The sequence below is a fragment of the Streptomyces lusitanus genome (assembly GCF_042647945.1).
GTDB lineage: Bacteria > Actinomycetota > Actinomycetes > Streptomycetales > Streptomycetaceae > Streptomyces > Streptomyces pseudogriseolus.
The window spans coordinates 337678-363944 of sequence record NZ_JBHRWL010000033.1 but is presented as its reverse complement, the minus strand read 5'-3'; the positions used below and the strand labels follow the sequence as shown (position 1 = coordinate 363944).

Annotated in this window: 24 protein-coding genes and 2 tRNA genes; 19 read left to right on the top strand and 7 right to left on the bottom strand. The window is 72.3% G+C overall.

The window, feature by feature from the left end; genetic code table 11:
• The first annotated feature begins 27 nt into the window (after positions 1-27).
• The 4 genes from ACFOSY_RS33565 to ACFOSY_RS33550 all read left to right on the top strand — a co-directional run bounded on the left by ACFOSY_RS33565 (position 28) and on the right by ACFOSY_RS33550 (position 1942).
• Positions 28-459 (top strand): hypothetical protein, encoded by a 432-nt coding sequence (locus ACFOSY_RS33565; protein WP_394314319.1) that lies wholly within the window; start codon positions 28-30, stop codon positions 457-459.
• Positions 456-995: a DinB family protein gene (locus tag ACFOSY_RS33560; RefSeq protein WP_394314317.1), complete on the top strand. Its 540-nt coding sequence runs from the start codon at positions 456-458 to the stop codon at positions 993-995. The genes ACFOSY_RS33565 and ACFOSY_RS33560 overlap by 4 nt, the downstream gene beginning before the upstream one ends.
• Complete coding sequence (locus ACFOSY_RS33555; RefSeq protein ID WP_394314315.1) at positions 992-1420, top strand: YunG family protein; 429 nt, start codon at positions 992-994, stop codon at positions 1418-1420. The genes ACFOSY_RS33560 and ACFOSY_RS33555 overlap by 4 nt, the downstream gene beginning before the upstream one ends.
• A gap of 189 nt (positions 1421-1609) precedes the next feature.
• Complete coding sequence (locus ACFOSY_RS33550; protein WP_394314500.1) at positions 1610-1942, top strand: hypothetical protein; 333 nt, start codon at positions 1610-1612, stop codon at positions 1940-1942.
• Positions 1943-2069: 127 nt separating this feature from the next.
• Here the strand turns inward: ACFOSY_RS33550 and ACFOSY_RS33545 are convergent.
• Both ACFOSY_RS33545 and ACFOSY_RS33540 read right to left on the bottom strand, forming a co-directional pair.
• Positions 2070-2156: transfer RNA gene (locus tag ACFOSY_RS33545), tRNA-Ser, on the bottom strand.
• A 64-nt stretch (positions 2157-2220) separates the two neighbouring features.
• Positions 2221-3699: a S1C family serine protease gene (locus ACFOSY_RS33540; RefSeq protein WP_394314313.1), complete on the bottom strand. Its 1479-nt coding sequence runs from the start codon at positions 3697-3699 to the stop codon at positions 2221-2223.
• A 292-nt stretch (positions 3700-3991) separates the two neighbouring features.
• Here ACFOSY_RS33540 and ACFOSY_RS33535 point away from each other — a divergent pair, with 292 nt between their 5' ends.
• The 3 genes from ACFOSY_RS33535 (at position 3992) to ACFOSY_RS33525 (ending at position 6821) form a co-directional block, all read left to right on the top strand.
• Positions 3992-4822, top strand: a complete 831-nt coding sequence (locus tag ACFOSY_RS33535; RefSeq protein WP_394314311.1) for a glycerophosphodiester phosphodiesterase — start codon at positions 3992-3994, stop codon at positions 4820-4822.
• Between the two features lie 209 nt (positions 4823-5031).
• Positions 5032-5676, top strand: coding sequence for an ATP-binding protein (locus ACFOSY_RS33530; RefSeq protein ID WP_394314309.1), 645 nt, complete (start codon positions 5032-5034; stop codon positions 5674-5676).
• Positions 5677-5855: 179 nt separating this feature from the next.
• Entirely contained in the window at positions 5856-6821 is a 966-nt protein-coding gene (locus tag ACFOSY_RS33525; RefSeq protein ID WP_394314307.1) for a DUF5926 family protein, read from the top strand.
• A gap of 307 nt (positions 6822-7128) precedes the next feature.
• Here the strand turns inward: ACFOSY_RS33525 and ACFOSY_RS33520 are convergent, their stop codons facing one another.
• Entirely contained in the window at positions 7129-7800 is a 672-nt protein-coding gene (locus ACFOSY_RS33520) for a hypothetical protein (protein WP_394314304.1), read from the bottom strand.
• Between the two features lie 58 nt (positions 7801-7858).
• Positions 7859-8524 carry a bifunctional DNA primase/polymerase gene (locus tag ACFOSY_RS33515; RefSeq protein ID WP_394314302.1) on the bottom strand — a complete coding sequence of 222 codons (666 nt, stop codon included), beginning with the start codon at positions 8522-8524 and terminating at the stop codon, positions 7859-7861.
• Between the two features lie 502 nt (positions 8525-9026).
• On the opposite strand from ACFOSY_RS33515, the gene ACFOSY_RS33510 reads away from it, so the two are divergent.
• Complete coding sequence (locus tag ACFOSY_RS33510; protein ID WP_394314301.1) at positions 9027-10538, top strand: PP2C family protein-serine/threonine phosphatase; 1512 nt, start codon at positions 9027-9029, stop codon at positions 10536-10538.
• 118 nt (positions 10539-10656) lie between these two features.
• Complete coding sequence (locus ACFOSY_RS33505) at positions 10657-12120, top strand: aminopeptidase P family protein (RefSeq protein WP_394314299.1); 1464 nt, start codon at positions 10657-10659, stop codon at positions 12118-12120.
• Between the two features lie 81 nt (positions 12121-12201).
• On the opposite strand, the gene ACFOSY_RS33500 is transcribed toward ACFOSY_RS33505, so the two are convergent.
• Positions 12202-12747 (bottom strand): hypothetical protein, encoded by a 546-nt coding sequence (locus ACFOSY_RS33500; protein ID WP_394314297.1) that lies wholly within the window; start codon positions 12745-12747, stop codon positions 12202-12204.
• A gap of 200 nt (positions 12748-12947) precedes the next feature.
• On the opposite strand from ACFOSY_RS33500, the gene ACFOSY_RS33495 reads away from it, so the two are divergent.
• Positions 12948-15272, top strand: a complete 2325-nt coding sequence (locus ACFOSY_RS33495) for an LPXTG cell wall anchor domain-containing protein (RefSeq protein ID WP_394314295.1) — start codon at positions 12948-12950, stop codon at positions 15270-15272.
• 82 nt (positions 15273-15354) lie between these two features.
• On the opposite strand, the gene ACFOSY_RS33490 is transcribed toward ACFOSY_RS33495, so the two are convergent.
• Entirely contained in the window at positions 15355-15810 is a 456-nt protein-coding gene (locus ACFOSY_RS33490; protein ID WP_394314293.1) for an ATP-binding protein, read from the bottom strand.
• Positions 15811-16030: 220 nt separating this feature from the next.
• Here ACFOSY_RS33490 and ACFOSY_RS33485 point away from each other — a divergent pair, with 220 nt between their 5' ends.
• The 9 genes from ACFOSY_RS33485 (at position 16031) to ACFOSY_RS33445 (ending at position 25990) form a co-directional block, all read left to right on the top strand.
• The gene (locus tag ACFOSY_RS33485; protein ID WP_394314291.1) at positions 16031-16816 is read left to right on the top strand and encodes a hypothetical protein; all 786 of its coding nucleotides are present in this window, start codon (positions 16031-16033) and stop codon (positions 16814-16816) included.
• Positions 16817-16997: 181 nt separating this feature from the next.
• Positions 16998-17738 (top strand): YcnI family copper-binding membrane protein, encoded by a 741-nt coding sequence (locus ACFOSY_RS33480; RefSeq protein WP_394314288.1) that lies wholly within the window; start codon positions 16998-17000, stop codon positions 17736-17738.
• A gap of 88 nt (positions 17739-17826) precedes the next feature.
• Positions 17827-18483, top strand: coding sequence for an SCO family protein (locus ACFOSY_RS33475; protein ID WP_394314286.1), 657 nt, complete (start codon positions 17827-17829; stop codon positions 18481-18483).
• On the top strand, positions 18480-18929 hold the full coding sequence (locus ACFOSY_RS33470; protein ID WP_394314284.1) for a copper chaperone PCu(A)C: 450 nt from the start codon (positions 18480-18482) through the stop codon (positions 18927-18929). Before ACFOSY_RS33475 ends, ACFOSY_RS33470 begins: the two co-directional genes overlap by 4 nt.
• A gap of 13 nt (positions 18930-18942) precedes the next feature.
• The gene (locus ACFOSY_RS33465; RefSeq protein WP_394314281.1) at positions 18943-21024 is read left to right on the top strand and encodes a copper resistance protein CopC; all 2082 of its coding nucleotides are present in this window, start codon (positions 18943-18945) and stop codon (positions 21022-21024) included.
• A 6-nt stretch (positions 21025-21030) separates the two neighbouring features.
• Positions 21031-22314 carry an iron uptake transporter deferrochelatase/peroxidase subunit gene (efeB, locus tag ACFOSY_RS33460; RefSeq protein WP_394314278.1) on the top strand — a complete coding sequence of 428 codons (1284 nt, stop codon included), beginning with the start codon at positions 21031-21033 and terminating at the stop codon, positions 22312-22314.
• Positions 22315-22386: 72 nt separating this feature from the next.
• Positions 22387-23319 (top strand): prephenate dehydratase, encoded by a 933-nt coding sequence (gene pheA, locus ACFOSY_RS33455; RefSeq protein WP_394314276.1) that lies wholly within the window; start codon positions 22387-22389, stop codon positions 23317-23319.
• Between the two features lie 584 nt (positions 23320-23903).
• On the top strand, positions 23904-25181 hold the full coding sequence (gene serS, locus ACFOSY_RS33450) for a serine--tRNA ligase (protein ID WP_394314274.1): 1278 nt from the start codon (positions 23904-23906) through the stop codon (positions 25179-25181).
• On the top strand, positions 25178-25990 hold the full coding sequence (locus tag ACFOSY_RS33445; protein WP_394314272.1) for an HAD family hydrolase: 813 nt from the start codon (positions 25178-25180) through the stop codon (positions 25988-25990). Before serS ends, ACFOSY_RS33445 begins: the two co-directional genes overlap by 4 nt.
• 60 nt (positions 25991-26050) lie before the next feature.
• Here the strand turns inward: ACFOSY_RS33445 and ACFOSY_RS33440 are convergent.
• Positions 26051-26137, bottom strand: a tRNA-Ala gene (locus ACFOSY_RS33440).
• Between the last annotated feature and the right edge of the window lie 130 nt (positions 26138-26267).

Below are 26267 nucleotides of genomic sequence, written 5' to 3'. Positions count from 1 at the left end.
ATGCACCAGCGCCTTAAAGTGCCGACCATGGCACTCTCCCGCGTCCTCCTCACCTCGGGCCGCTCGGTCGACCTGACCGAGCTGCGCCTGTCGTCGACGTACGCGGGCGCGCTCGAGGGATACCCGTGCAAACCGCTGAACGACCTCGCGATCGCCGGGCTGGTCCGGTCCGCCGAACACGTCCACCCGGGCGTCCCGGTGCATCTGATTCCGCCGCCGCGCGAGTACCCCGACCAGTTCTCGGGCGCCTTCGGACCGGTTGAGGTGCTGCCCGCGGTGACCTGCGTGGGCCACTTCCGCTCCGAGGCCCTCGATCCCGGCCATGACCGTGCCCTGTACCGCTCCCGCCTCACCGTGGCCTGGTTCCAGCCGACGACGCGCATCCCCTCGGGCTGTGACGCGGAGACGGCCCTGCTGGACCTGGACTGGGAGCGACTCGCCACCGACGAGGAACTGTGACCGCCACCGCCCCCACCACCGACGGCCGGCTCGGCCTGCTCCGCACGCAGTTCGACCTGACCTGGGCCCTGTTCGAGTACCACCTGGAGCGCCTGGAGCCGGAGGACTTCCTCTGGGAGCCGGCCCCGCGCTGCTGGACGGTCCGCCGCACCCCCGAGGGCGCGTGGATCCCCGACTGGGCGGACACCGAGCCCGACCCCGTGCCGGTGCCCACCATCGCGTGGCTGAGCTGGCACATCGGCTGGTGGTGGAGCGTGACGCTGGACCACGCGCGCGGGGAGCGCCCGCGCGAGCGCACCGAGATCGTCTGGCCCGGCGAGGGCGAACCCACGCTCGCCTGGCTCCGCTCCCTGCGCACGCAGTGGCTCGCCCGTCTCGACACCCTCACGGACGCCGGCCTGGACGCCACGGCGCCCTTCCCCTGGCCGGACGACCCGGCCCGCACGAAGGCGGACATGCTGGCCTGGGTCAACGCGGAGCTGATGAAGAACGCGGCGGAGATCGGACAGCTCCGCATGCTGCGGGCGGCGTCATGAACGGTGACGGCGCCACCACCCGGCCGCCCTGGTCCCTGCTCGGCCTCGACGCGGCGTTCCGCTCCTGCTGGGCGGCCGACACCTGCTCACCCGACGACCTCCCCGACTGGCGCCCGGACAACCCGGCCGTGGGCCACTGCGACATCACGACCCTGGTCGTCAACGACCTGTTCGGCGGCGACCTCCTGGTCGCCGACGTCCGCCGGCACGGCTCCCCGCACGGCTACCACTGGTGGAACCGCCTCCCGAACGGCATCGAGCTCGACCTCACCCGCGAACAGTTCCGCGCCGGCGAGATTCTCTCCCCACCTCGCCCGGTGACACGCCCCCCGGGCCCCCTCCCACGCCGCCACCCGGAATACGAACTCCTCCGCACCCGCCTCGTCCCCCACCTGGGCCCACTGCCACCGGCGGGCGGCGGCTGAGTCGCCCACGGGGATGAGGATGAGAGGGGCGGGGATCCACGGCCTGCGAGGGCCACTCGTGGCGGGCCCTTCGCGGTTCCGCAGCGGCGGCAGTCACGGCACACGGGCATGAGAGCGGCCCCCGACCGCGCAACCACAGCAACCGTCTCGATGCTGAGCCTCGGTAGCAGGCATCATGAGCCCGTGGGGATGGACGTGGAGCTGCACTCAGCACGGCCGACGCGTGACTGGCGCAAGTCCCGAACGACGCTGCTGCGGAGTTCGTACGGACATGGGGACGCGTTGGCCGACGCGATCGGCTCGCTCCAACTGCTCGGAGTGCCTGGGCGGCTGACCGCCGTAGATCTGTACGGGGACGCTGTGATGAACGAGCAGGAGGCTGCCGTTGCTCTCGGTGAGATCCCCGCTGCACGGCAACGGTGCACCGATGAGCGTCAGCTCGCCGCCTTGGACGACCTTGCCGGGTTGCTGGAGCAGTGCGCGAGCACTCCAGGCAGCTATCTGTGGTTCCAGGGCGACTGAAGCCGTGCCCCATCCGTGCCCGACAGACCGGTAACTCACGGAGAACCACGGTCGCCGGCAGATACCGCGCATAGGAAGGCCCCCGACCGATGTTCCTGGTCAGGGGCCGTTCTCACTGCTCAGTCGGCGGAGGCGGTGGGATTTGAACCCACGGTGACATCGCTGCCACGACGGTTTTCAAGACCGTTCCCTTAGGCCGCTCGGGCACACCTCCCCGCGCCGGCCGGTGATCGGCGGCGCGGGGACAAGGGTAACGGGTGCCGGGGCGGCGGGTGGGGTCAGCTGTCGCCGACGCGGGAGCCCAGGGTGAGTTCCGTGGTGTGCTCCTTGCCGCCGCGTTCGTAGGTGATCGTGACCTCGTCGCCGGGCTTGTGCGTCCAGATCTCGCCGATCAGGGTGGGGCCGGAGTCGATGACCCGGTCGTCGAGCTTGGTGATGACGTCACCCGGCTTCAGGCCGGCCTTGTCGGCGGGGCCGCCCGGGTCGACGGGCTCGGTGCCGCCCACGCCCTGCTCGGTGATCTGCGCGCCGTTGGTGGTGTCCTCCAGGGAGACGGACGCGCCGATCTTGGCGTACACCGGCTTGCCGGTCTCGATCAGTTCCTGGGCGACGTACTTGGCCTGGTTGATCGGGATGGCGAAGCCGAGGCCGATCGAGCCGGCCTGGCCCGTGCCGAAGCCGCCGTTGCTGGTGGACTGGATCGCGGAGTTGATGCCGATCACGTTGCCCTGCGCGTCCAGCAGCGGACCGCCGGAGTTGCCCGGGTTGATCGACGCGTCGGTCTGCAGCGCGCTCATGTAGGAGGCCTTGCTGCCGCTGCCGTCGCTGGAGGCGACCGGCCGGTTCTTCGCGCTGATGATGCCCGTGGTCACCGTGTTGGACAGGCCGAAGGGCGCGCCGATGGCGATGGTGGAGTCGCCGACCGCCACGTCGTCGGAGTTGCCCAGGGTGAGCGGCTTGAGGTCCGACGGGGCGTTCTTCAGCTTGATGACGGCGACGTCGTACCCCTGCGCGTTGCCGACGACCTCGGCGTCGTACTTCTTGCCGTCCGGGAACGTCGCGGTGAGGTTGCCGCCGTCGACGGCGTCCGCCACCACGTGGTTGTTGGTGACGATGTGGCCCTGCTTGTCGAAGACGAAGCCCGTGCCGGTGCCGCCCTCGCCGCTGCTGCTCGCCGCCTCGATGGTGACCGTGCTGGGCAGCGCCGCCGCCGCGACCGCGGCGACCGTGCCCGGGTCGCGCTTGACGTTGCCGCCGCTGGTGCTCGACGAGACGGTCGTCGAGCCGCCGCTGTCGTTCTCCTCGGCGAGCGTGTAGCCGAGGCCGCCGCCCAGGCCGCCCGCGACCAGCGCCGCCACCAGGACCGCGGCGACCAGCCCGCCGCGCCCGCGGCCGTTCTTCGGCGCGGGCTGCTGGTGCGTGGTGCCCCAGCCTGCGCCCCAGCCGCCTCCGCCCTGGCCCGCCGCGCCGTGACCCATGGCGCCGTGGCCGACCGCGCCGTCACCGCCGTACGCCGGGGTGGACGGCGGCGGGGGCGGCGGCCAGGAGGGGTCGGGGGCGGAGGAGGACTCGCCCGCGCCCGCGTCGTGGTGCGCCTGGGAGGCCGGGGGACCGTAGGGGTCCCCGGCCGCCGGAGCCGCCCCCGGAGCCGCCCCCGGGTGCGCGCCCTGGGGCGCGGAAGCAGCGGGAACGTCCGCCGGGGGCGGCGGCGCCGACGGGGCCGGGGGTACCGCGGTGCCCTCGTTCTCGGTGCTCACAGCTTCTCTCCTCGATCCACGGCTTCTCGGTCTCGTCGCACTCGGGCCCGCACGTCACGCGCGCCTGACGTCCGGCGCGATGCAGATGGAGCTGTGCACGTCTCTTTGTATGACGTCAGCTTTTCCCACACGCCGTCAGGGCACCGTAAGCCGTTCCTGTGGGTCCGGGGTCATCCTTTATATAGGGCATTACTCACGTAAGGTGCGCCACTCGATGGCTCCGACCGGACTGCCGTACCGATCACGCCACACCGGCCGCCCGTCCGCCGGTGAGCGGTGGCACCATGACGCGGTGACCCACGCACGGCAGCACCTGACCCGAGTCGTCGCGCACCGCGGGGCCTCCGAGGACGCCCCCGAGCACACCCTGGCCGCGTACCGCAAGGCGATCGAGGACGGCGCGGACGCACTCGAGTGCGACGTACGCCTCACCGCCGACGGACACCTCGTCTGTGTGCACGACCGTCGCGTCAACCGTACGTCCAACGGGCGCGGGGCGGTCTCGGCGCTCGAGCTGTCCGACCTCTCCACGCTCGACTTCGGCTCCTGGAAGACCCGGGACGCGGCCGGCGGGCCGCGCGTCGAGGAGCCCGACTGGGAGCACCGCCCGGAGGACCGCGAGGCCACCTCCGTGCTCACCCTGGAGCGGCTGCTGGAGCTCGTCGCCGACGCCGGACGCCGGGTGGAACTGGCGATCGAGACCAAGCACCCCACACGCTGGGCGGGGCAGGTCGAGGAACGGCTGCTGGTCCTGCTCAAGCGGTTCGGCCTGGACGCGCCCGCCTCCCGCGAGGACTCGCCGGTGCGCGTCATGAGCTTCTCCGCGCGCTCCCTGCACCGGGTGCGGGCCGCCTCCCCGACGCTGCCGACGGTCTACCTCATGCAGTTCGTCACACCGCGGCTGCGCGACGGCCGGCTGCCCGAGGGCGTGGACATCGCGGGCCCGTCGATCCGCATCCTGCGCAGCCACCCCGCCGCCGTCGAGCGCCTGAAGCGCTCCGGGCACCAGGTGCACGTCTGGACGGTCAACGAGCCCGCGGACGTCGACCTGTGCGTGAGCCTCGGCGTCGACGCCATCATCACCAACCGGCCGCGTGCGGTACTGGACCACCTCGGGCGCTGATCCGGGCGGCGGGCACTCAAGGGAACACGGCCGCCTCGGGGGCGGTCGTCACATCCGTCCCGTGTGTCCCAGTTGTTGTCTCCCGCCTCTTGACCCACGGGAACCGGCACCCACATCCTCATATCTCGGCCACATCGACGAAATCCAGCCATGCGACTACGGGGAGTGGGAGTGCTCCGGCGCGTTCGGTGCGTGTTCGACCGGTCCGAGTGCGTCACCGCGCGTGGATCGGCCGGTTTCCGGCTCAGGCCGATGGGGCATCCACACCGTGGCGTGGGGCGAAGGAGGTCTCGGGGGTGGCGTTGGTGGTGGCACAGGAGGTGCCCACGTCGTCGAGCATGGCCGTGCCCCATGGCCCTGCGGGCGTGGGGAAGGCGAGGCGCCGGATGCGCGCGCAGCTGCGCGACGGAGGCGTCCCGGAACCGGTCGTCGACGACGCCGTACTGATCCTTTCCGAGCTGTTGAGCAACGCGTGCAAACACGGCCGGCCCCTGGGCGACAGCCTGGCCGGGGACGGCGACGTGCGCGCGGCCTGGCGGGTGGACCCGCGCGGCCGGCTCGTCGTCGAGGTCACCGACGGGGGCGGCCCGACCCGCCCGGCGCCCGCCACCCCGTCGGTCACGGCGCACGGCGGCCGCGGACTCAACATCATCTCCGCGCTCTCCGACGACTGGGGGGTACGCGACGAGGTGCCCGGCGAGGTCACGGTGTGGGTCGTCGTCCACGAGGACGTGCACGACCCGGACGCCGGAAGCTGCCACCGCCGCGAGGACTTCGCGGCACGGGTGACCGCCCCTCCGGTCGCGCACCTCACGGGCCTGGACTTCACGGACGTCTTCGACGACCTGGACTGACGGCGCGGCGGCCGGACGGATTCCGGCCGGCACCGGGTCCGGCTCCACCGGAAACGCCGTACGAACTCGCTTCCGGTCGTCCACGGACCGCCCCGCCGTCCACAGGATCCCGTCGGCCGCGGCGCGAGCGGCTAGGCTCGCGCCCGTACGAGACGAGCCGTAACCGGGAGACACCCACGATGGCCAAGAAGCGACCCCAGACGAAGGCCAGGCGCCCGCAGCTCACGGACGGGCAGATCCCGGTCGTCGGCGCCCGCGAACCCTGCCCCTGCGGCAGCGGCCGCCGCTACAAGGCGTGCCACGGCCGTGCCGCCGCCCAAGCGGTGACCGAGCTGGTGCACCGCCCGTTCGAGGGCCTTCCGGGCGAGTGCGACTGGGTGGCGCTGCGCGAGCTGGTGCCCGCCGCGACCGTCGGGCTGACCCTGAAGGACGGCCTGCCCGAGGGCGTCCCGTCGGTCACCCTGGCCACGGTGCTCCCGATGGCCTGGCCGGCGCTGCGCCGCGACGACGGCTCGGTGCTGCTCGGCCTGCAGAACGACACGCCCTCCGGGGACATCAGCCGCGACCTCGCCGACACGCTCCAGCGCGCGCTGACGGCCGAGCCGGGCACGCCGGTGCAGGCGCGTCGCGCGCCCGCCGACGGTCCCCGGCTCCAGGACCTGCTCGACCCGAAGGGTCCTTTCGAGCCGGTCGTGCACGACGGGTTCGAGTTCTGGGTCCCGGACCCGGAAAACGCCACCCCGGACGTCACCGCCTCCCTGGAGCGGGCCAACGCGGCGGCCATCCCGACCGTGAAGCTGACGGGCGTGGACTCCGCGTACTGGTGCGAGACGCCCGAGAAGAACCACCTGCGGTGGGTGATGCCGCACCCCGAGGAGCAGCTTCTGGACGCTCTCGCGCGGCTGCACGCGGCGGGCGGCTCCTCCCTCGGCGACGGCACCCGCCTGGTCGGCTCCTTCCGCGCTCACGGGCTCACCGTGCCGGTCTGGGACCTGCCGAGCGAGGTGCGCGCGGAGGACGTGGAGAAGCCGGCCGCCGAGTTCGCCGAGCGGCTCGCCGGCGCCCTGGCGGCCGACGCCCCGCTCACCGCGGACGAGCGCCGGGCGCGCGGCGGTCTGACGAACCGCCAGGTCACGCTGAGCTGAGGCGCTGCGCACCCGGCTCCCGACGGGTGTCCCGGGCGGCCGAACCGCCCGGGACGCGCCGTCCTGTCCGCGCGCAACTCCCCGTTCGGACAGGCCAGTCGGTGACCGGAAACGCCGAGATCGAATTTGCTTACCGCCGATCTCTTGTTACCGTTCCAGTAGCCCGGTTGCTGGTGCATCCCCCGTCGCCAGCAACCGGGTCTTTACGTGCCCGCCGCGCGATCTCGTACGGCCCACCGGCGCCGGACGCCCCGGCCCCGCCCGCACTCCGCCCGCCAGGGCCTCTCGGCACCCGCGCTTCCGTGCCTCACCGGTCTCCTGCCGGCGGCGAGTTGCTCCCGGCCCGCAGCAGCAGCCGCCCGTCCCCCGCACCGCCCGCGTGGGCGGCGAACTCCGCCACCGCCGTGTACCGCACGGGCTCGCCGTTGAGGCGCACGCGCGGGGTCTCGCACAGGGACGGGTCGTCGCCGGTCCCCGCCACGCACCGGCTCCGCACGCTGTGCCCGTCCGGGCCGAGCAGGGACAGTGCCGCGTCCAGGGGCGCGCCGGTGGTGTTGCGGTAGTACGTCCGCGCCCACACGTCCTTCCCCTGCACCGCCACGCACGTCTGCGCCTCGACGCCGTCCGGCGAGGACAGGGACGGGCCGCAGCGCAGGGCGGTCGACAGGTGCGCGCCGGGCGGCGCCTGGTCCGCCTCGGGCGTCCGCACAGGGGCGTTCCCGTCCAGGGCGTCGCCGTCCGGGGAGTCGTCCCCGGCCGGGGCGTCCCCCTCCGACGGAGACGGCGAGGCGCGCCCCTCAGGGGCGGAAACCGGACGAAGATCGTCCGGACCGGCCGAGGCATGGCGCCGGCCGTCGTCCCGGCCCGCACAGGCCACCGCCAGCGGCAGCGCGATCACGCAGGCCGCCGCGACGCCCGCGAGGGCGGTCGCTCGGGCTCTGCGGGACGTCCTGGCACGGCCCCCGGCATGACGCGGCATGCCCCGGGAAGATAGCGGCCCGGCACCGGGTGCCGGGCGCGGCGCGCGACGGCGCCGCCTACATCTCGGGCGCGCTCACACCCGTACGGGTGAGGGCGTCGACCACCGCGTCCACCACGGCTTCGACGTCGGGCACCCAGGGCGACGCCGAACCGGGCAGCGGCGCCCGCTCCCAGCGGACCTCGCCCTGCGCGGTGACGGACGGGGGCAGGGCCAGGTAGCCGCCCTCGCCGTGGAAGCGGAGGGAGCCGGGGACGTAGTCCTGGGCGTACAGCAGTTCGCCCAGCTGCTCCAGGGAGTAGGGCTTGACGAGGATCGCCCAGCGGGTCGGCGAGGCGACGACCGGGCCGAGCCGCATCCCGCGGCGGTCCAGCGCGGCGAGCGCGCGGGCGGCCGGCAGGGCGGGCAGGGACACCGCGCACGGGGCCTTGCCGCCGGTGGCGAGCACGACGGGCGCCGTCGGCCGGTTGGTCCACCACCAGCGCACCATCCGCGCGTCGGTGGTGGCCGCGAGGAGACCGGGGTCGAACGGGTGGGCGCCCGGCACCGTGCACTCCGGGTCGGGGCAGGCGCAGCGGGACCCGTCCTGCGGGTCGGCCGCCACGCCGGGGAGGACGGGCCACTGCCATTCGGCGGCGAAGGTCAGGGCCGCACCGATCAGATCGGGCCCTTCGTCACCGCGCCGGGACAGGAGCCTGCGTCGCCTTCCGAGGATCTCGCGCATGAGCGCTCGTTCCTTTCCGTTGCACGCCTGGCAACACCGTGGACCACTCACGTCATGTGTCGATCACTTCACTGTGCGTACCTGTTGGCGCATCACACCCCCGTGCCGGGCAGGGGGAACCCCTATGGGCCGGGCATGGGCTGCCTCCGCGGCCGTTCCACCCATACAGCGTTTATCAGAAGTACGGGTGCGGCGTGGGGTGGCGAAGTCTGGCGTTTACCGTCGCGCGTGGTTCTCTCCGCCTCCGCCACGGGAGGATGGGGCACGGTCGTCGGTGGTTAAGACGCCCGGGTCCGTCGCCAGGTTCCCGGGCGGTTCCCAACCACCCCTGGCCTTCTCCGAGTACGTACCCATCACGACCGCTGTGACGCTCCGTCGAGCAAGGCCAGTCGACCGCAATAAGCCTCCCCCTGAGGCAGTTTCAAGCCAACTTCGAATTTCGGCAAGAGGTCCATCGGGAGTTCCCCTCGGTCACACGGACACCAGGAATCCCAGCAGGACAATGCTGGACATCTCCTTACGAGTACGTGTACATGTGGAGACACTGCCGGCGACGCAGAACGACATGGGGGTTTGCGATGCTTTTGAGCAGTACGTACCGGTCGGAAAGCCGGACGCCATGAACGCTCCGCACCCTCCGAAAGTGGCCGGAATCGATTCAACGGTCCCCGCCCCCGCACACACTGTCGCGCCCGCTGCGGGTACCGCCCCGTCCGCCGCGCCAGACCCCCACCACGCCCCGGGCGCGCTGCTCCAGGACCGCCTCGCCGGCTGGGTCTCGGACCTCACGACCCTCCACGAACTGACCGAGCGCCTGGTCCGCGCCGGCACGCTCGACGCCGCGCTGGAGGAGCTGCTGCGCGCGGGCGCCGCCCTGGTGGGCGCCCGGCGCGGGCTCGTCGCCCTGGAGCCCGCCGACGGCCGCGGGCCGTCCACCACCGTCGGCTACGGCCTGGGCCGCGCGGACCTCGGCCACATCGAGACGGTGCCGCGCAGCTCCCTGCCGCACGGCCGGATCCTCGACGGGCTGCCCGGCGGGGACGACGGCGTCGCCGAACCCGACCTGTTCGCCGAGCAGGGCCTCGACCCCCGGCACCGCGAGGTCGCCGCCCGCCTGGGTTACGCCGCGAGCTACGCCCTCTCGCTCGCCACCGACTCCGCCGGCCGCCTCGGCGCGGTCGTCTGGCTCTACGACGAGCCCGCCGAACCCGCCGAGCGGCAGCGCCACCTCGTCGGCCTGTACGTCCGGCACGCCGCGGAGCACCTGGCCCGGCTGCTCGAACTGGAGCACACGCGCGCGTCGATGGCCACGATGACCGAGGAGCTGCTGCCCTCCCGCCTGCCGCGGATGGCCGGCGTGCAGCTCGCCGCCCGTCACCGGACCTGCCCGAGCGGCGGCGGCGACTGGTACGACGCGCTGCCGCTGCCGGACGCCGCGCTCGGTCTCGCCGTCGGCTCCGTCACCGGCTCCGGCCCCAGCGCCGTCGCCGCGATGGGACGGCTGCGGGCGTCGCTGCGGGCGTACGCCGTGATGGAGGGCGAGGACCCGGTCGCCGTCCTGTCCGACCTGGAGCTGCTGCTGCGGCTGACCGAGCCGGCCCGGTCGGCCACCGCGCTGTTCGGCTACTGCGAGCCCGCGGTGCGCCGGATCACGCTGGCCGGCGCCGGGCACAGCCCGCCGCTGCTGCTCGGCGAGCGCCGCACCGAGTTCGTGGAGACCTCCGTCTCGGCCCCGCTCGGGATGCTCGCGTGCTGGGAGGCGCCGAGCGTGGAGGTGCAGGCGGAGGCGGGCGACACGGTGCTGCTCTACACCGACGGGCTGCTGCACCGCACCGGCGACCCGACCGACCGCGCCTTCGCCCGGCTGCACGCCGCCGCGGCCGGGGTGCCGCGGGCCCTGCGCCGCGACCCGGGCGCCGTCGCCGACCACGTGCTGCGGGCGGTGCTGCCCGAGGGCGCTGAGGACGCGGACACCTCGGAGGACGTGGTGCTGCTCGCGGCGCGCTTCGACTGACCCGCCCGGCCCGCGCGCCGCTCACTCCGCGTGCACCTCGGGTAACAGGCGCTTCCCCGGTTCGTCCGTTTCCGCCCGACCGTACGATGGGGGGTGGTCCAGTGCCGTATCGAGGAGGATGACCGTGGCGGAGGAGCTGCCGGAGACCCCGGAGAACGCCGACGAGGAGCCCGTCAAGCAGCGGAAGAACGGCCTGTACCCGGGCGTGTCCGACGAGCTGGCCGAGAACATGAAGAGCGGCTGGGCCGACACGGAGCTGCGTGACCTGGAGCCGATCGCGCAGGCCGCCGAGACCGCGGCCCGCCGCGCGGCGCTGTCCGCCCGCTTCCCCGGGGAGCGCCTGGTGATCCCGGCGGGCAACCTGAAGACCCGCTCGAACGACACGGAGTACCCCTTCCGCGCGTCCGTCGAGTACGCCTACCTCACCGGCAACCAGACGGAGGACGGCGTCCTCGTCATGGAGCCGACGGCCGACGGCCACCGGGAGACGATCTACCTCCTGCCCCGCTCCAACCGCGAGAACGGCGAGTTCTGGCTGGACGGGCAGGGCGAACTGTGGGTGGGCCGCCGCCACTCCCTCACCGAGGCCGAGAAGCGGTACGGCATCCCCGCCTCCGACGTCCGTGAGCTGGCCGGCGCGCTGCGCGAGGCCACCGGCCCGGTCCGCGTGGTGCGCGGCCACGACGCCGGGATCGAGGCGGCGCTGACCGACAAGGTCACCGCCGAGCGCGACGAGGAACTGCGCGTCTTCCTGTCCGAGATGCGGCTGGTGAAGGACGAGTTCGAGATCGGCGAGCTGCAGAAGGCCGTCGACTCCACCGTGCGCGGCTTCGAGGACGTGGTGAAGGTCCTCGACAAGGCCGAGGCGACCAGCGAGCGCTACATCGAGGGAACGTTCTTCCTGCGCGCCCGCGTCGAGGGCAACGACGTCGGCTACGGCTCCATCTGCGCCGCCGGCCCGCACGCCTGCACCCTGCACTGGGTGCGCAACGACGGCCCGGTCCGCTCCGGCGACCTGCTGCTGCTCGACGCCGGCGTGGAGACCCACACGTACTACACCGCCGACGTCACGCGGACGCTGCCCGTCAACGGCCGCTACACCGAGCTCCAGAAGAAGATCTACGACGCCGTGTACGACGCCCAGGAGGCGGGCATCGCGGCGGTGAAGCCGGGCGCCAAGTACCGCGACTTCCACGACGCCTCACAGCGTGTGCTGGCCGAGCGGCTCGTCGAGTGGGGCCTGGTCGAGGGCCCGGTGGAACGGGTGCTGGAGCTGGGCCTTCAGCGCCGCTGGACGCTGCACGGCACCGGTCACATGCTCGGCATGGACGTCCACGACTGCGCCGTCGCGCGCACCGAGACCTACGTCGACGGCACGCTGGAGCCGGGCATGGTCCTCACCGTGGAGCCGGGCCTGTACTTCCAGGCCGACGACCTGACGGTGCCCGAGGAGTACCGGGGCATCGGCGTCCGCATCGAGGACGACATCCTGGTCACCGAGGACGGCAACCGGAACCTGTCGTCCGCCCTGCCCCGGCGGTCGGACGAGGTCGAGGCGTGGATGGCGGGCCTGAAGGGCTGACGGAGCTCGAAGGGCTGACGCCTCATCGCGTGACGACGGCCGGGCACGGCAACGTGCCCGGCCGTCGCGCGTGTGCGTCCGTCACGCGGAGGGACGGTAGTCGTCGAGTTCGGCGCGCAGGGACGGCGTGCCCGTGGCGTCCCCGGTGCGGTCGGCGGGGGTGCGCAGGACGGTCATGAGGCTGGACAGCGGGGCGTGCTGGGGGCGGGCGTCGTAATCGATGCCTTCCTCGTCCCGGTAGTCGTCGATCCGCTCGAACGGGACGATCACGTACGGACGCCGGGACCACGGGTGGGTGTCGGCGGGGTCGGGGTCCATGCGCCACTGGGTGCCGCGGTGCCGGTTGTGGACCTCTCCGAGGTACCAGCAGGCCACTTGGGCCAGCGGCGTGTGCTCCTGGGCGAGCAGGTCGTCCACTCCGGTGAAGTGCTCACGGACGAGGCCTTCGAGCCGGTCGAGGGAGCGTTCGGAGAAGTCCCAGTCACCGCCGTACCGCCGCGCCCACTCGGCGAAACGCCCCTGCTGCTCGGCCAGCCACGCCGACAGGCGCGGGTTGTCCGCGTGCGCCTGGTCGATGCGCTCGGCGACGGCGTGCTCGTCTTCCCCGTCCTGCATGTCCTCGCTCACGCCTGCCAAGCGTAGTCGTCGGATGCGACCACAACGTCCCGGTGTCTGCACGGAATTGACACATGGCGTACCGGTGAAACCCCGTTGCGTGAGTGAAGCCAGGCCCTAGTGTGGCGGGTCTTGCGCGACACCAACGACCAACGGGGGCCCGGTGTCGCGCGGGCACGTCCGGACCTCTGGGTCCCCGGGGGATGTTTCACGTGAAACCACGCATACGCGCACGCTCATGGCGCACCGCGAGCCGAGGCGTGATCGCGCTCGCCTGCGCCACCGTCATGGCCGCCATCGGCCTGCCCACGCTCGACACCGCCGAGGCCGCACCGCTGCCGCGCCCGAAGCCCGGCAAGCGCTGCGACGAGATGTACGGGATCAAGAACGTCCCCACCGGCCGCCTGCCGCAGGGGGACGCCTCCCGTGCCGTGGACCGGTGGGACACCTACGACTACGTCAACCCCGGCCTCCAGTTCGACGGCCTCAACCCCACCCAGGCGGACCTGGACGCCGCGGGCACCGACTACAAGCAGTACGGTCACGACGACCCCCGGCGCATCTACGCCCGCTTCAACGCGCAGAAGCGCTGGAAGAACTTCTCCGACTACCTGTCGAAGGTCTACATCCCCAACCAGGGCTTCGACGCGCGCGGCAAGGCGTTCATGGCCAAGGTCGTGAAGGAGATGGGCCTGACGGGGCCGGACTGGATCTGCGAGAAGGAGTTCTACTTCACGGACCCCGACACCGGTGAGCGCCATCTGCGGCGTCTCGACGCCTACAACAAGCGCACCCGGGAGATCGTCGAGGTCAAGTCGAACGGATCCCCCGACGGCCGCGAGAAGCCCGCGGACCGCGCCTGGGCCAAGAACCGCGGCTGGCGCTCGTACAAGTACACCTACGTGTTCGCCGAGAAGCAGACGAGCGATGCCAAGAAGTTCATGGGGGAGCTGAAGCAGACGGCGGGCAAGGACGGGCTCGGACGGGACCGGGTCCGGTCCTACGACTACCAGTCCCACCACCGGGGCGTGCCCCCGAAGGGCACCGAGAACGGCCCGTACCGCGCGAACAGCACGACCATGTCGCCGGGCAACGGCACCTCCACCGGCTCCCGGGGCTCGGGCAACCAGGTCATCCGCCAGTCGCCGCCCAACCCGCAGACGCTCAAGGAGCAGCTCGACCGTCTCGGCCGGACCGGGCAGCGCTCGCTGATGAACCGGGGTCTCGGCGGCATCGACTTCACCACGCTCGACCTGCGGTACATCGGCAAGGGCAAGGGCGGCAAGGGACTGGACTACGCGTTCTCCGCCAAGACGGTGGAGGACGAGTACGCGGCCGGATGGGGCGGCCAGGAGAAGGGCAACCTGATCTCCGACGCGTTCTTCACCTGGCTGGCACTCGACCCGTCGACGTTCTGGGTCAACCTGAACCCGGACGAGCCGGACCGGATCATCGACCCGGAGTTCGGCAGCACCGATGCCGGCCGGGTGATGCTGGAGGCCGACCTCGAGCTGAAGCACGACATCTTCAGGGCCATGGACCCCGAGACCGACGCGGGCCGTGACTTCATGAACGCGCTGCCACAGCGCAACGGGTTCCCCTGCTGGGCGGGTTTCCGGTCCTGGATCGAGCCGGAGACCGCCGTCGTGCGCGAGGACAGCGGCGGCATCCACATCCTCGACACGCCGCTGAAGCTCTCCACGGTGCCGCAGGAGACCACCACGCAGCCGCCGGGCGGGGAGGGCTGCGACCTGTCGGAGGCGGAGACGCAGCAGTCCGACCGCGTGCTCGACCGCTACATCACCCCGCTGGTCGAGAAGAAGATCAACGAAGGCGACTACTACGCCGATCTGCGCCGTGTCTACACCGCCCGCGTGGCGGCCGAGTGGGTCAGGCAGAACGCCGCGGACATGCCGGCCGAGTACCGCACGATCATCAACAGCAACGACGTGTCGCGCTGGCCGCTGCGCGCGCCCCACCAGGACTGGACGGGCAAGCAGGTCTGGGACCGGTACTACAAGGCGTTCACCGAGGGCACCTTCAAGTACGAGTGGAGCAACGGCGAGGACGTCTACGTCTACACCGTGGGCGGGGTCGACTTCTCCAAGCAGCCGAAGCGCAACATGAGCGCACTGCGCTTCCGCACCGAGCAGCGCTACAAGCCCCGCACGGTCGGCTTCGCGGTGGACACCCTCGCCGACGATCCGCACAAGGAGGGCTACCTGATGTTCGGCGGCAACAGCGCCGGACGTTCCGAGGGCGGCACGCCCACGCCGACGCCGACCCCGACTCCCACCCCGAGCGGGACGGAGCGGCCGGACCCGACGCCGACCCCCTCCACGTCGGCCCCGGAGCCGTCGCCGAGCACGTCCTCGCCGGCCACCGCCGCACCCGGCCCCGAGGATCCTGACGGCGATCTCGCCGACACCGGCAACAACACGCCCGTCGGTCTGATCGCCGGCATCGCCGCCGCGGCCGTGGCGGCCGGCGCCGGACTCGTCTGGTGGCGTCGCCGCAGGGCGAACACCGACGGCTGACCCGCACCGGCGGCCGGTACGGCAGCAGTCACGGCCGAGGGCCCCTCCCGATCGCAACGGGAGGGGCCCTCGTCGTGTGCCGTCACACCGCCGTCAGCGGGGCGTCCTCACGCCATTTGAGGATCTTGTCGAAGCTCACCACCGCGCCGCCCCGGCCCGGCTTGTTGCCGATGTGGACGTGGTCGGCCAGCTGCTCGATGAGCGACAGGCCCCGTCCGTGCTCCGCCTCGGCGGGCACGGGCTGCGGGCGGGGGCGGCTCCCGGCGGCGGGGAAGCCGGGACCGGCGTCGGCGACCTCGATACGGCACTTCTCGCCGTCGAGGTAGGCCGTCACCCGGAACGCCTCGGAGGTGTGGTCGCGCGTGGCGCCGCCGCCGTGCTCCACGGCGTTCGCGCACGCCTCGCTGAGGGCGACCGACAGGTCGTAGGAGATCTCGGGGTCGACGCCCGCGGTTTCCATGGTGCCGAGCAGCAGGCGCCGGGCGAGCGGCACGCTGGCGGCATCACGCCGCAGATGGAGTGACCACCAGATGCTCATGCTCCAGCCTCCTGGCTGCGGCTCGACATACCGTTACGTATTGCCCTGAGTGGTCACCGGTAAGCGCGAAGTTGACGTGACACCGCCCATATGGCGGGTGTACGAGGGAGCCGATCGGTGTATGTGCGACACCGCACCGCACAGGTGATCTTACGGTCGTACCTCATCTTGCGGACCTGGCGTACGGCGCCCCTGGGGCTGGTGCGATGATGAGGCCGCCATGTCTGCCCCTGATCCGCGCACGACGCGCGCCGGACGAGGACTCCGGATCCTGCGGGCCGCGGTGTTCGCCGCGGTCTGCGTCGTGCTGGCCGGGGCAGGCCACTCGCTCGCCTCCTGCGACGCCGTGCCGTTGTGGACGCTGGGCGCGGGCTTCCTCGCGGCGGTCGCGGTCGCCGTGCCGCTCGCCGGGCGCACCCGCCCGCTGCCGGTGATCACGGCCCTGCTGGCCGGCGGTCAGACCGCGCTGCACACGCTGTTCGGTCTCGGGCAGCACGGCGCGCCGACGGGCGCCGCCTCCGACGCCGCCCTGGTCGCCCAGGCCGCCCGCCTGCTGTGCGGGCCCCGCGCGATCAGCCCGGCCGAGGCCCAGCAGGTCCTCGCCGACGCCCGGATCGCACCGCACGGGCCCGGCGGACACGCGGCCGACACCATGACGGCGGAAGCGGCGGGGTCCCTGCTGCCGTCGCTGCCCATGCTGCTCGGCCATGTCCTCGCCGCGCTCGCCGCGGGATGGCTGCTGCGCCGGGGCGACCTGGCCCTGCTGCGCCTGGCCGACCTGTCCGCGCAGGGCGTCGCCGAAGGCGCCCTCGTGCGGTCGCTGCGCGGCGCGCTCGCCCTGGTGCGGGCCCTGCGCGTGGGACTTCCCGGCGCGCCCCAGGCGGCCCCGCTCACCCTGCGCACCACGCTGCTCGCACCCATTCCGTCGCGCTCCGCGGGGCTGCACCACACGGTGATCCGCCGGGGTCCCCCGGCGTCCGCCTCCGCACTCGCGCTCGCCGCCTGACGCGGGGCGCCCGCCGTTCCGGGGTTTCCGGACACGGTGAGGGACGCCTCCGTGCGGCACGCCTGTGCGCCGGTTCCGCCGCGAGCGCCCGGCCGCCGTCCCTCCAAGGGGAGTGACCGGCCGTCCGCGCCGCGTATCCCTCATCGTCAGTGAAACCTCTACGAAGCGGAGTGCTTCTGCCATGAAGGCTTCCCGTATCGCCGCCGCCGGCGCCGTCGCCGGCGTCGCCGTCCTCGCCGTGTCCTCCCCCTGCTTCGCGCACGTCAGCGTGCAGCCCGAGGGTGAGGCCGCGAAGGGCGGCTACGCGGTCGTCGGCTTCAAGGTCCCCAACGAGCGGGACAACGCCTCGACCACCAAGCTCGAGGTCACCTTCCCGTCGGACCACCCCCTGTCGTCCGTGCAGCCGCAGCCGGTCGAGGGCTGGGACATCAAGATCACCAAGTCCCGCCTGGCCACGCCGCTCGAGGTGCACGGCAAGAAGATCGACGAGGCCGTCTCCAAGGTCACCTGGACCGCCAAGGGCGACGGGATCAAGCCGGGCTTCTTCCAGAAGTTCCCCGTGTCCGTCGGCACGCTGCCCGAGGACACCGACCAGCTCGTCTTCAAGGCCCTCCAGACGTACTCCAACAAGGAGGTCGTCCGCTGGATCGAGGTGCCTCAGGAAGGCCAGGAGGAGCCGGAGAACCCGGCCCCGGTGCTCGCCCTGACCGCGCCCGCCGAGGACGGCCACGGGCACGGCGCCGCCGCCGACGACAAGGCGTCCGACGACGCGGAGAAGGCCTCGGCCGAGACGACCGCCGCGTCCGACGACGACTCCGGCGGCACCGACACCACCGCCCGCGTGCTGGGCGTCGTCGGCATCGTGGTCGGCGCCGCGGGTGTCGCGTACGGCGTGCTCGCCGGGCGCCGGCGCACCGCCTGAGCCTCCCCTTCTCCACGGCACGCGCCGGGGCCGGCCGCGGCCCCCGCGGCCACCCGGTGCGTGCCGCACACACCTCCAGGACCCACCCATGCGCAAGAAGACCCTCGCGGCGGCGGCTCTGCTCGCCGTCGTCCCGTTGACCCTCACCGCCTGCGGCGGAGATTCCGGCGACAGCGGTTCGCCCGTCTCCGTGGTCTCCGAGGAGACCGGTGCCCGGCAGGCGGCCACCGTCCTCGACAAGCCCTTCGAGAAGCCCGACCTCGTCCTCACCGACACCGCGGGCAAGCCGTACGACTTCCGTGAGCAGACCGCGGGCCGGCCCACGCTGATCTACTTCGGCTACACGCACTGCCCCGACGTCTGCCCGCTGACGATGAACAACATCGCGGTGGCCAAGAAGCAGCTGCCCAAGGAGCAGCAGGACCAGCTGCGGATCGTGTTCGTCACCACCGACCCCGAGCGGGACACCCCCGCCGAGCTCGGCAAGTGGCTCAAGGGCATCGACCCCCAGGTCGTCGGCCTGACCGGCGACTTCGCCACCATCCAGGCCGGCGCCCGCACCCTCGGCATCTCCATCGACCCGCCGCGCAAGGACGAGAACGGCAAGACCGTCTCCGACCACGGCACCCAGGTCATCGCCTTCTCCCCGAAGACGGACGGCGGTTACGTCCTCTACGGCGAGGACGCCACCGTCGAGGACTACACCCAGGACCTGCCCAAGATCATCAAGGGGGAGAACCCGTGAGGCGCCGCGCGGGCGCCGCCCTGGCCGTGGCCGGCGCGCTGGCCCTGGCCGGGTGCGGCGGCTCGGACGACGGCTCGGCCCGGCTGTCGGTCGGGTCCGCGTACATGCCGCAGCCGGTGTCGGACATGGCCGCGGGGTTCCTCACGATCACCAACGACGGTGACGCCGCGGACCGGCTGACCTCGGTCAGCAGTGACGTCGCCGGACAGGTCACCGTGCACGAGACCGTCGACGGGGCGATGCAGGAGGTCGAGACACTCGACATCCCGGCCCACGGCAGCCTCGTGCTGGAAAGCGGCGGCAACCATCTGATGTTCGAGCAGCTGAGGCGCGAGCCGAAGCAGGGTCAGAAGGTCTCCGTCGAGTTGCGCTTCGCCCACTCCGACCCCGTCACGGTCGAGATTCCGGTGAAGCCGGCCACCTACCGCCCGACGACCGGACACTGAGGGAGACACCCCCGTGACCCAGACCATCGCCCCCCGCGTGCGGACCCTGGTGCTGCTGATCCTGGCGGTCGCCGGCGCGCTCCTCGCCGGGGCCGCTCCCGCCTCCGCGCACGCCGCGCTGACCGGCAGCGACCCCGCGCAGGGGGCGGTGGTCGACACGGCGCCCGCTCAGATCTCCCTCACCTTCTCGGAGCCGATCGCCGTGGGCGACGACTCCGTACGGGTGCTCGACCCCAAGGGCGAGCGGGTGGACAAGGGCGAGCCGGCCAACCTCAGCGGCACCACGTACAGCGTGCGGCTGCTGAGCGGGCTGCCCGACGGCACGTACACGGTGGCCTACCAGGTGGTGTCCGCCGACAGCCACCCGGTCGCCGGCGCCTACACCTTCTCCATCGGCGCCCCCTCGGAGACCACCGTCTCGGTGTCCGCGCAGGGCTCCGACGACGGCCTCGTGGGCTGGCTCTACGGCTTCGGCCGCTACGTCTCCTACGCGGGCTTCGTCGTCCTGGCGGGCGGCGCCGCATTCGTCCTCGCCTGCTGGGCGCCGGGCGCCCGGGTGCGGGCGGTCCAGCGCCTTGTCGTCTCCGGATGGCTCGCGCTCACGGCGGCCACCCTGGGCCTGCTGCTGCTGCGCGGCTCCTACACGACCACCGGCAAGGTCGGCGACATCTTCGACCTGGAGCTGCTGGGGGACGTGCTCCAGACCAAGACCGGTGCGGCCCTGGTGTCCCGGCTGCTGCTGCTCGCGGCTGCGGCGCTGTTCATCGCGGTGCTGTTCGGGGCGTACGCCCGCACCACGCCAGCCGGGGCCGGTGACGACGCGGACGGCGCCAAGGAGCCCGCGGATGGGCTCGTGGAAAGGTCCGCGGAAGGGGACGGCGGGGAGCCGGACAAGCGGGACCTGACCTTCGGGCTGGCCCTCGGCGGGACGGTCGTGGCGGCCGGACTGGCCGCGAGCTGGGCCATGTCCGAGCACGCCTCGCAGGGCCTTCAGCCGGGCGTGGCCATGCCGGTCGACGTGGTACACCTGCTGGCGGTCGCCGCCTGGCTGGGCGGGCTCACCGCCCTCCTCGTCGCGCTCCACCGCGGTCCCGTCGAGACACCGGTGGGGCGGGACGCGGTCCGGCGGTTCTCGCGCCTCGCCTTCGGCAGCGTGGTGACGCTGGCCGTCACCGGCGTCTACCAGAGCTGGCGGCAGCTCGGCTCCTGGTCGGCCTTCACCGACACCCGGTACGGGCAGTTGCTGCTCGTCAAGATCGCGCTGGTGGCCGTGATGGTCGCGGTCGCGTACCTGTCTCGCCGCTGGACGCAGCGGCTGTCCGAGGCGCGTACATCCGCGGCCGAGGAGGAGAAGCAGCCGGCCGCCACCGTGCAGGCAGAGGCGTCGGAGGCGTCCGAGGCGTCCGAGGAGAAGCAGCCGGCGGGCACCGCACCGGCCGAGGCGTCCGACGCCTCCGCGCCTTCCGAGGCTTCCGACACGAAGAAGGCCGGGGCCGGTCACGACGCCGTGCGGGCCGCGCAGCTCGCCCGGCAGCGGGCCGCGGCCGAGGCCGCCCGGCAGAAGCGGCTGCGGGACGCCGACCCGAACCGCTTCGGACTGCGCCGCTCGGTGCTCGCCGAGGCGGGCGTCGCCGTCGTCCTGCTGGCCGTCACCACCGTGCTGACGCAGACCGAGCCGGGCCGCACCGAGCAGGACGCGAAGGCGGCCGCCGCCACCTCGTCCTCCGCCGCCGAGGGAACCGGGCAGGGCAGTGGTGCGGTGAGCCTGACCATGCCCTTCGACACCGGCGGGCGGAACGGCAAGGGGGTCGTCTCGATCGACCTCGATCCCGCCCGGGTCGGCGACAACTCCCTGCACGTCTACGTCGAGGGACCGGACGGCACACCGGTCGACGTGCCCGAGGTGAAGATCGCCCTCACCCTCACCGCCCAGGACATCGGACCGCTGCCCGTCGCACCCGACCACGTCACCACCGGACACTGGTCGGCGAGCGCGGTACAGATCCCCATGGCGGGCGACTGGAAGGTCGAGGTGACCGTGCGGACCTCCGACATCGACCAGGTGACCGTCTCCAAGAACGCTCAGATCGGCTGAACCACCATGCCTGACCCTTCCCTGTCGCAGACCCGCACCCCCGAGGAGGAACCCCGGCCGCAATCCCCCGCCTCCGGGGCGGGCATCTCCCGGCGGCGCCTGCTCGGCACGGCCGGCGCCACCGGGCTCGTACTCGGGGCGGCGGGCGGTGCCGTCGGGTACGCGGCGGCGCCCTCCGGGGCCACACCGCTGACCTCGGTCGGCGCCACAAAAGTGCCGTTTCACGTGAAACATCAGCCCGGCATCACCGACCCGCTCCAGTCGCGCGGCCATCTCCTCGCCTTCGACCTGGCTCCCGGCGCCGGACGCAAGGAGGCGGCCGCGCTGCTGCGCCGCTGGTCCGACACGGCCCGGCGGCTGATGGCCGGGGAGTTCGACGCGCAGGGCGACAGCGACGTGGCCCGCGACGCCGGACCCTCCTCGCTGACCCTGACCTTCGGGTTCGGGCACAGCTTCTTCGCGCGTACCGGGCTGGAGAAGCAGCGCCCGTCCGCCCTGGACCCGCTGCCCGCCTTCTCCTCCGACCGCCTCGACCGTGCCCGCAGCAACGGGGACCTGTGGGTGCAGATCGGCGCCGACGACGCCCTCGTGGCGTTCCATGCCCTGCGCGCGGTGCAGAAGGACGCGGGCGCGGCGGCGCGGGTGCGCTGGCAGATGAACGGCTTCAACCGCTCCCCGGGCGCCACCGCCCGCCCGATGACCACCCGCAATCTGATGGGCCAGGTCGACGGCACCCGCAATCCGAAGCCCGGCGAGCCCGACTTCGACGAGCGGATCTTCGTGCCGGAGCAGGGTGAGCCCGCCTGGATGGCGAACGGCTCCTACGTGGTCGTCCGCCGTATCCGCATGCTGCTGGACGACTGGGAGAAGCTGTCGCACACGGAGCAGGAGGGTGTCATCGGGCGGCGCAAGGCCGACGGCGCCCCGCTCTCCGGCGGCGACGAGACGACCGAGATGGACCTGGAGAAGACCGACGCCCGGGGCGATCTGGTCGTCCCCATCAACGCCCACGCGCGGATCACCCGGCCCGACCAGAACGGCGGGGCGGCCATGCTGCGCCGGCCGTTCTCGTACCACGACGGCATCGACACCGACGGGACACCGGACGCAGGGCTGCTGTTCATCTGCTGGCAGGCCGACCCGCTGCGGGGCTTCGTGCCGGTGCAGCGCAAGCTCGACCGGGGCGACGCCCTGACGCCGTTCGTCCGCCACGAGGCGAGCGGGCTGTTCGCGGTCCCGGGCGGGGCGGCGGAGGGCGAGTATGTGGGCCAGGCGCTGCTGGAGGGGTGACAACCGCCGGGAGTCACCCGCGTGAGCGGTCTCGGGAAGGGCCGTCGGGCGTGGGCCCATTAGGGTGAGGTCATGCCAGCGAGCTATGCGTATCTCGGCCCAGAGGGCACCTTCACCGAAGTCGCTCTGCGCACGCTTCCCGAGGCGGCCACGCGTGAGCTGATCCCGTACGTGTCCGTGCAGTCCGCGCTCGACGCGGTACGCGCCGGCGAGGCCGAGGCCGCTTTCGTCCCCATCGAGAACTCGGTGGAGGGCGGGATCACCACCACCCTCGACGAGCTGGTGGCGGGCACCCCGCTGATGATCTACCGCGAGGTGCTGCTGTCGATCACCTTCGCGCTGCTGGTCCGCCCGGGCACGAAGCTGTCGGACATCAAGACGGTGACCGCCCACCCGGCCGCCCAGCCGCAGGTGCGCAACTGGCTGCGCACCCACCTGCCCGACGCGCTCTGGGAGTCGGCCGCCTCGAACGCGGACGGCGCCCGGCTGGTCCAGGAGGGCCGGTACGACGCCGCCTTCGCCGGTGAGTTCGCCGCGGCCCGGTACGGGCTGGAGGCGCTGGAGACGGGCATCCACGACGCGGAGAACGCCCAGACCCGGTTCGTGCTGGTGGGCCGGCCCGCGCGTCCGGCGGCGCCGACCGGGGCGGACAAGACCTCGGTGGTGCTGTGGCAGCGCGACGACCACCCGGGCGGTCTGCGCGACCTGCTGGGGGAGTTCGCCACCCGGGGCATCAACCTGATGCTGCTCCAGTCCCGGCCGACCGGCGCCGGCATCGGCAACTACTGCTTCTGCATCGACGCCGAGGGGCACATCTCCGACCGCAGGATGGCGGAGGCCCTGATGGGGCTGAAGCGCATCTGCCTCCAGGTGCGTTACCTCGGTTCGTACCCGAGGGCGGACGTGCAGCCGGGCGACGTGCGGCCGCCGTTCCCGGGGACGTCGGACGAGGAGTTCGTAGGGGCGGCGGACTGGGTGGCGCGCTGCCAGGACGGCCGGTTCTGAGAGGCGTTCCGAGGACGTGCCGGGGCGGCGGGAACCGGTCCTACCTGCCGATTGTCATTGTCCACAGGAGTTATCCACAGGTCAGCTTCTCGACCTGGGGACAAGTCGACACCGAGCCGCCCTTCGGTCGACAAATCCCCCCAAGGTCATGATCGCGTTCATTCCGCGGCAGCTCGCCCTTCGTCCACTCTTTTTCGGTGATCAACCCTTTGGAGGGAGGCCTTTCCACTCAAAAGTGGCGGTAGAGGGAGTTTGTGCGGGGAATCATCGCCTCCAGCCGGGCCTTTCGGAGTGATCAATTCCGGCATCCACAGATCTTCCCCACAGCCTGTGGATAACTTTTCGTGCGGTGTGGACGGCTGTGGACAGCAAGCTCTCAAGTCCCGTTCCGTGCAAGGGTTTCCGGTCAACAGCGGGCCGCGCGACCGACCCTTTCCAGCGGCGGCGCCCTGTTTATTGACCTTGCCGCCACCGTGAAACGATCACGAAGAACACACCAGGCAATTCACCTGGTAAGGGACACGCATCCGGGCACCGCAATAGTCGGTCGTGAGCCGCGGTCGCGCACCGGTAGCCTTGACCGCGTGATTGACCTTCGCCTGCTCCGTGAGGACCCCGACCGTGTGCGCGCATCGCAGCGCGCCCGTGGAGAGGACGTCGCGCTCGTCGACGCCCTCCTGTCTGCCGACGAACGGCGCAGGTCGTCCGGCGTCCGCTTCGACGAGCTGCGCGCCGAGCAGAAGTCGCTCGGCAAGCTCATCGGCAGGGCCACCGGTGACGAGAAGGCCGAGCTGCTCAAGAGGGCCGAGCAGCTCAAGGCCGACGTCAAGGCCGCCGACGCCGAGCGCGACGCCGCCGACACCGAGACCCAGGAGCTCCTGCTCAAGCTGAGCAACCTCGTCCACCCCGACGTGCCCGTCGGCGGCGAGGAGGACTTCGTCACGCTGGAGACGCACGGCGACATCCGCGACTTCGCCGCCGAGGGCTTCGAGCCCAAGGACCACCTGGAGCTCGGCCAGCTCCTCGGCGCGATCGACGTCGAGCGCGGCGCCAAGGTATCCGGCAGCCGCTTCTACTTCCTCACCGGTGTCGGCGCGCTGCTCGAGCTGGCCCTGGTGAACGCCGCGATGGCCCAGGCCACGGCGGCCGGCTTCACGCCGATGCTGACCCCGGCGCTGGTGCGTCCCCAGTCGATGGCGGGCACCGGCTTCCTCGGCCAGGCCGCGCAGGACGTCTACCACCTGGACAAGGACGACCTGTACCTGGTCGGCACGTCCGAGGTGGCCCTGGCCGCCTACCACATGGACGAGATCCTGGAGGCCGACAAGCTGCCGCTGCGCTACGCGGGCTTCTCGCCCTGCTTCCGCCGCGAGGCCGGCTCGCACGGCAAGGACACCCGGGGCATCTTCCGCGTCCACCAGTTCGACAAGGTGGAGATGTTCTCCTACGTCGCCCCGGAGGACTCCCAGGCGGAGCACAAGCGGCTGCTGGAGTGGGAGAAGCAGTGGCTGACCTCGCTCGAGCTGCCGTTCCGCGTGATCGACGTGGCCTCGGGCGACCTGGGCTCCTCGGCCGCCCGCAAGTACGACTGCGAGGCGTGGATCCCGACCCAGGGCAAGTACCGCGAGCTGACCTCGACCTCGGACTGCACCGAGTTCCAGTCGCGCCGCCTCCAGATCCGGGTGCGTGAGGACAAGAAGGTGCGTCCGCTGGCCACGCTGAACGGCACGCTGTGCGCCGTACCGCGGACCATCGTGGCGATCCTGGAGAACCACCAGCGGCCCGACGGCTCGGTCCGCGTGCCCGAGGTGCTGCGTCCCTACCTGGGCGGCCGGGAGATCCTGGAACCGGTCGCCAAGTGAGCGGCGCGTCCTCCCCCTTCCCGTACCGGCTCGTCGCCACCGACCTCGACGGCACGCTGCTGCGTGAGGACGGCTCGGTGTCCGGGCGTACCCGTGACGCGCTCACCGCGGCCGCCGCGGCGGGTGCCGCGCACATCGTCGTCACCGGCCGCGCGGTGCCCTGGACCCGCCCGATACTCGAGGACCTCGGCTACCAGGGCCTCGCCGTCTGCGGCCAGGGCGCCCAGGTGTACGACGCCGGCGCGGACCGGCTGCTGACCTCCGTGACGCTGGACCGGCAGCTCGCCGGGGTGGCGCTCGCCAAGATCGAGGCGGAGGTCGGCCCGCTGCACCTGGCGGCGAGCCGGGACGGCCTGGACGGCGAGGTGCTGGTCGGGCCGGGCTACGACGTCATCGGCGCGCTGCCGGCGACGCCGTTCACGGACGCCTCCGACCTGTGGGCGGCCCCGCTGAACAAGCTGTACATCCAGCATCCGGAGCTGACCTCGGACGAGCTGGCCGCGGCGGCCGAGCGCACCGCGGGCGGTTTCGTCACCGTCGTCATGGCGGGCGAGGGCATCGTGGAGCTGCTGCCGCTGGGGCTGTCCAAGGCGACCGGGCTGTCGCTCGCCGCGCGTCGGCTCGGCGTGAAGGCGGCGGAGACGATCGCCTTCGGCGACATGCCCAACGACATCCCGATGTTCGCCTGGTCCGGCCACGGCGTCGCGATGGCCAACGGCCACCGGGACCTGCGGGCCGTGGCCGACGAGGTGACGGCGTCCAACGAGGACGACGGCATCGCGGTGGTGCTGGAACGCATGCTGGGCTGACACGTCCCACAGATCACGCGTTCGGCGTTCGGCGTTCGGCGTTCGGCGTTCGGCGTTCGGCGGAGGATGCACGGATCGAACGTGCGCGGGCTCTCACCCGACCACGGCTTGAGCCAAACCGGTGCCTTACCACTCGGCCAATCCTCCGGGTGGGCGGCCCGCGCGCCGCAGGTGCGCGCGCTCGAAGCGGCCGCCCCGGGCAGGTCCTCGGGGGGACTCGACGGAGCAGTAGGGATTACTCCGGAGTCCGCCTCGGGCCGCCCCGACGGGAGCGGAA

Excerpts from the sequence above, each read along its gene's own strand:
- ACFOSY_RS33565 (WP_394314319.1), top strand. The coding sequence starts at position 28 with ATGGCACTCTCCCGCGTCCTCCTCACCTCGGGCCGCTCGGTCGACCTG.
- ACFOSY_RS33555 (WP_394314315.1), top strand. The coding sequence starts at position 992 with ATGAACGGTGACGGCGCCACCACCCGGCCGCCCTGGTCCCTGCTCGGC.
- ACFOSY_RS33550 (WP_394314500.1), top strand. The coding sequence starts at position 1,610 with ATGGACGTGGAGCTGCACTCAGCACGGCCGACGCGTGACTGGCGCAAG.
- ACFOSY_RS33525 (WP_394314307.1), top strand. The coding sequence starts at position 5,856 with ATGGCCAAGAAGCGACCCCAGACGAAGGCCAGGCGCCCGCAGCTCACG.
- ACFOSY_RS33520 (WP_394314304.1), bottom strand. The coding sequence starts at position 7,800 with ATGCCGCGTCATGCCGGGGGCCGTGCCAGGACGTCCCGCAGAGCCCGA.
- ACFOSY_RS33515 (WP_394314302.1), bottom strand. The coding sequence starts at position 8,524 with ATGCGCGAGATCCTCGGAAGGCGACGCAGGCTCCTGTCCCGGCGCGGT.
- ACFOSY_RS33510 (WP_394314301.1), top strand. The coding sequence starts at position 9,027 with ATGCTGGACATCTCCTTACGAGTACGTGTACATGTGGAGACACTGCCG.
- ACFOSY_RS33505 (WP_394314299.1), top strand. The coding sequence starts at position 10,657 with ATGACCGTGGCGGAGGAGCTGCCGGAGACCCCGGAGAACGCCGACGAG.
- ACFOSY_RS33490 (WP_394314293.1), bottom strand. The coding sequence starts at position 15,810 with ATGAGCATCTGGTGGTCACTCCATCTGCGGCGTGATGCCGCCAGCGTG.
- ACFOSY_RS33485 (WP_394314291.1), top strand. The coding sequence starts at position 16,031 with ATGTCTGCCCCTGATCCGCGCACGACGCGCGCCGGACGAGGACTCCGG.
- ACFOSY_RS33480 (WP_394314288.1), top strand. The coding sequence starts at position 16,998 with ATGAAGGCTTCCCGTATCGCCGCCGCCGGCGCCGTCGCCGGCGTCGCC.
- ACFOSY_RS33475 (WP_394314286.1), top strand. The coding sequence starts at position 17,827 with ATGCGCAAGAAGACCCTCGCGGCGGCGGCTCTGCTCGCCGTCGTCCCG.
- efeB (WP_394314278.1), top strand. The coding sequence starts at position 21,031 with ATGCCTGACCCTTCCCTGTCGCAGACCCGCACCCCCGAGGAGGAACCC.
- pheA (WP_394314276.1), top strand. The coding sequence starts at position 22,387 with ATGCCAGCGAGCTATGCGTATCTCGGCCCAGAGGGCACCTTCACCGAA.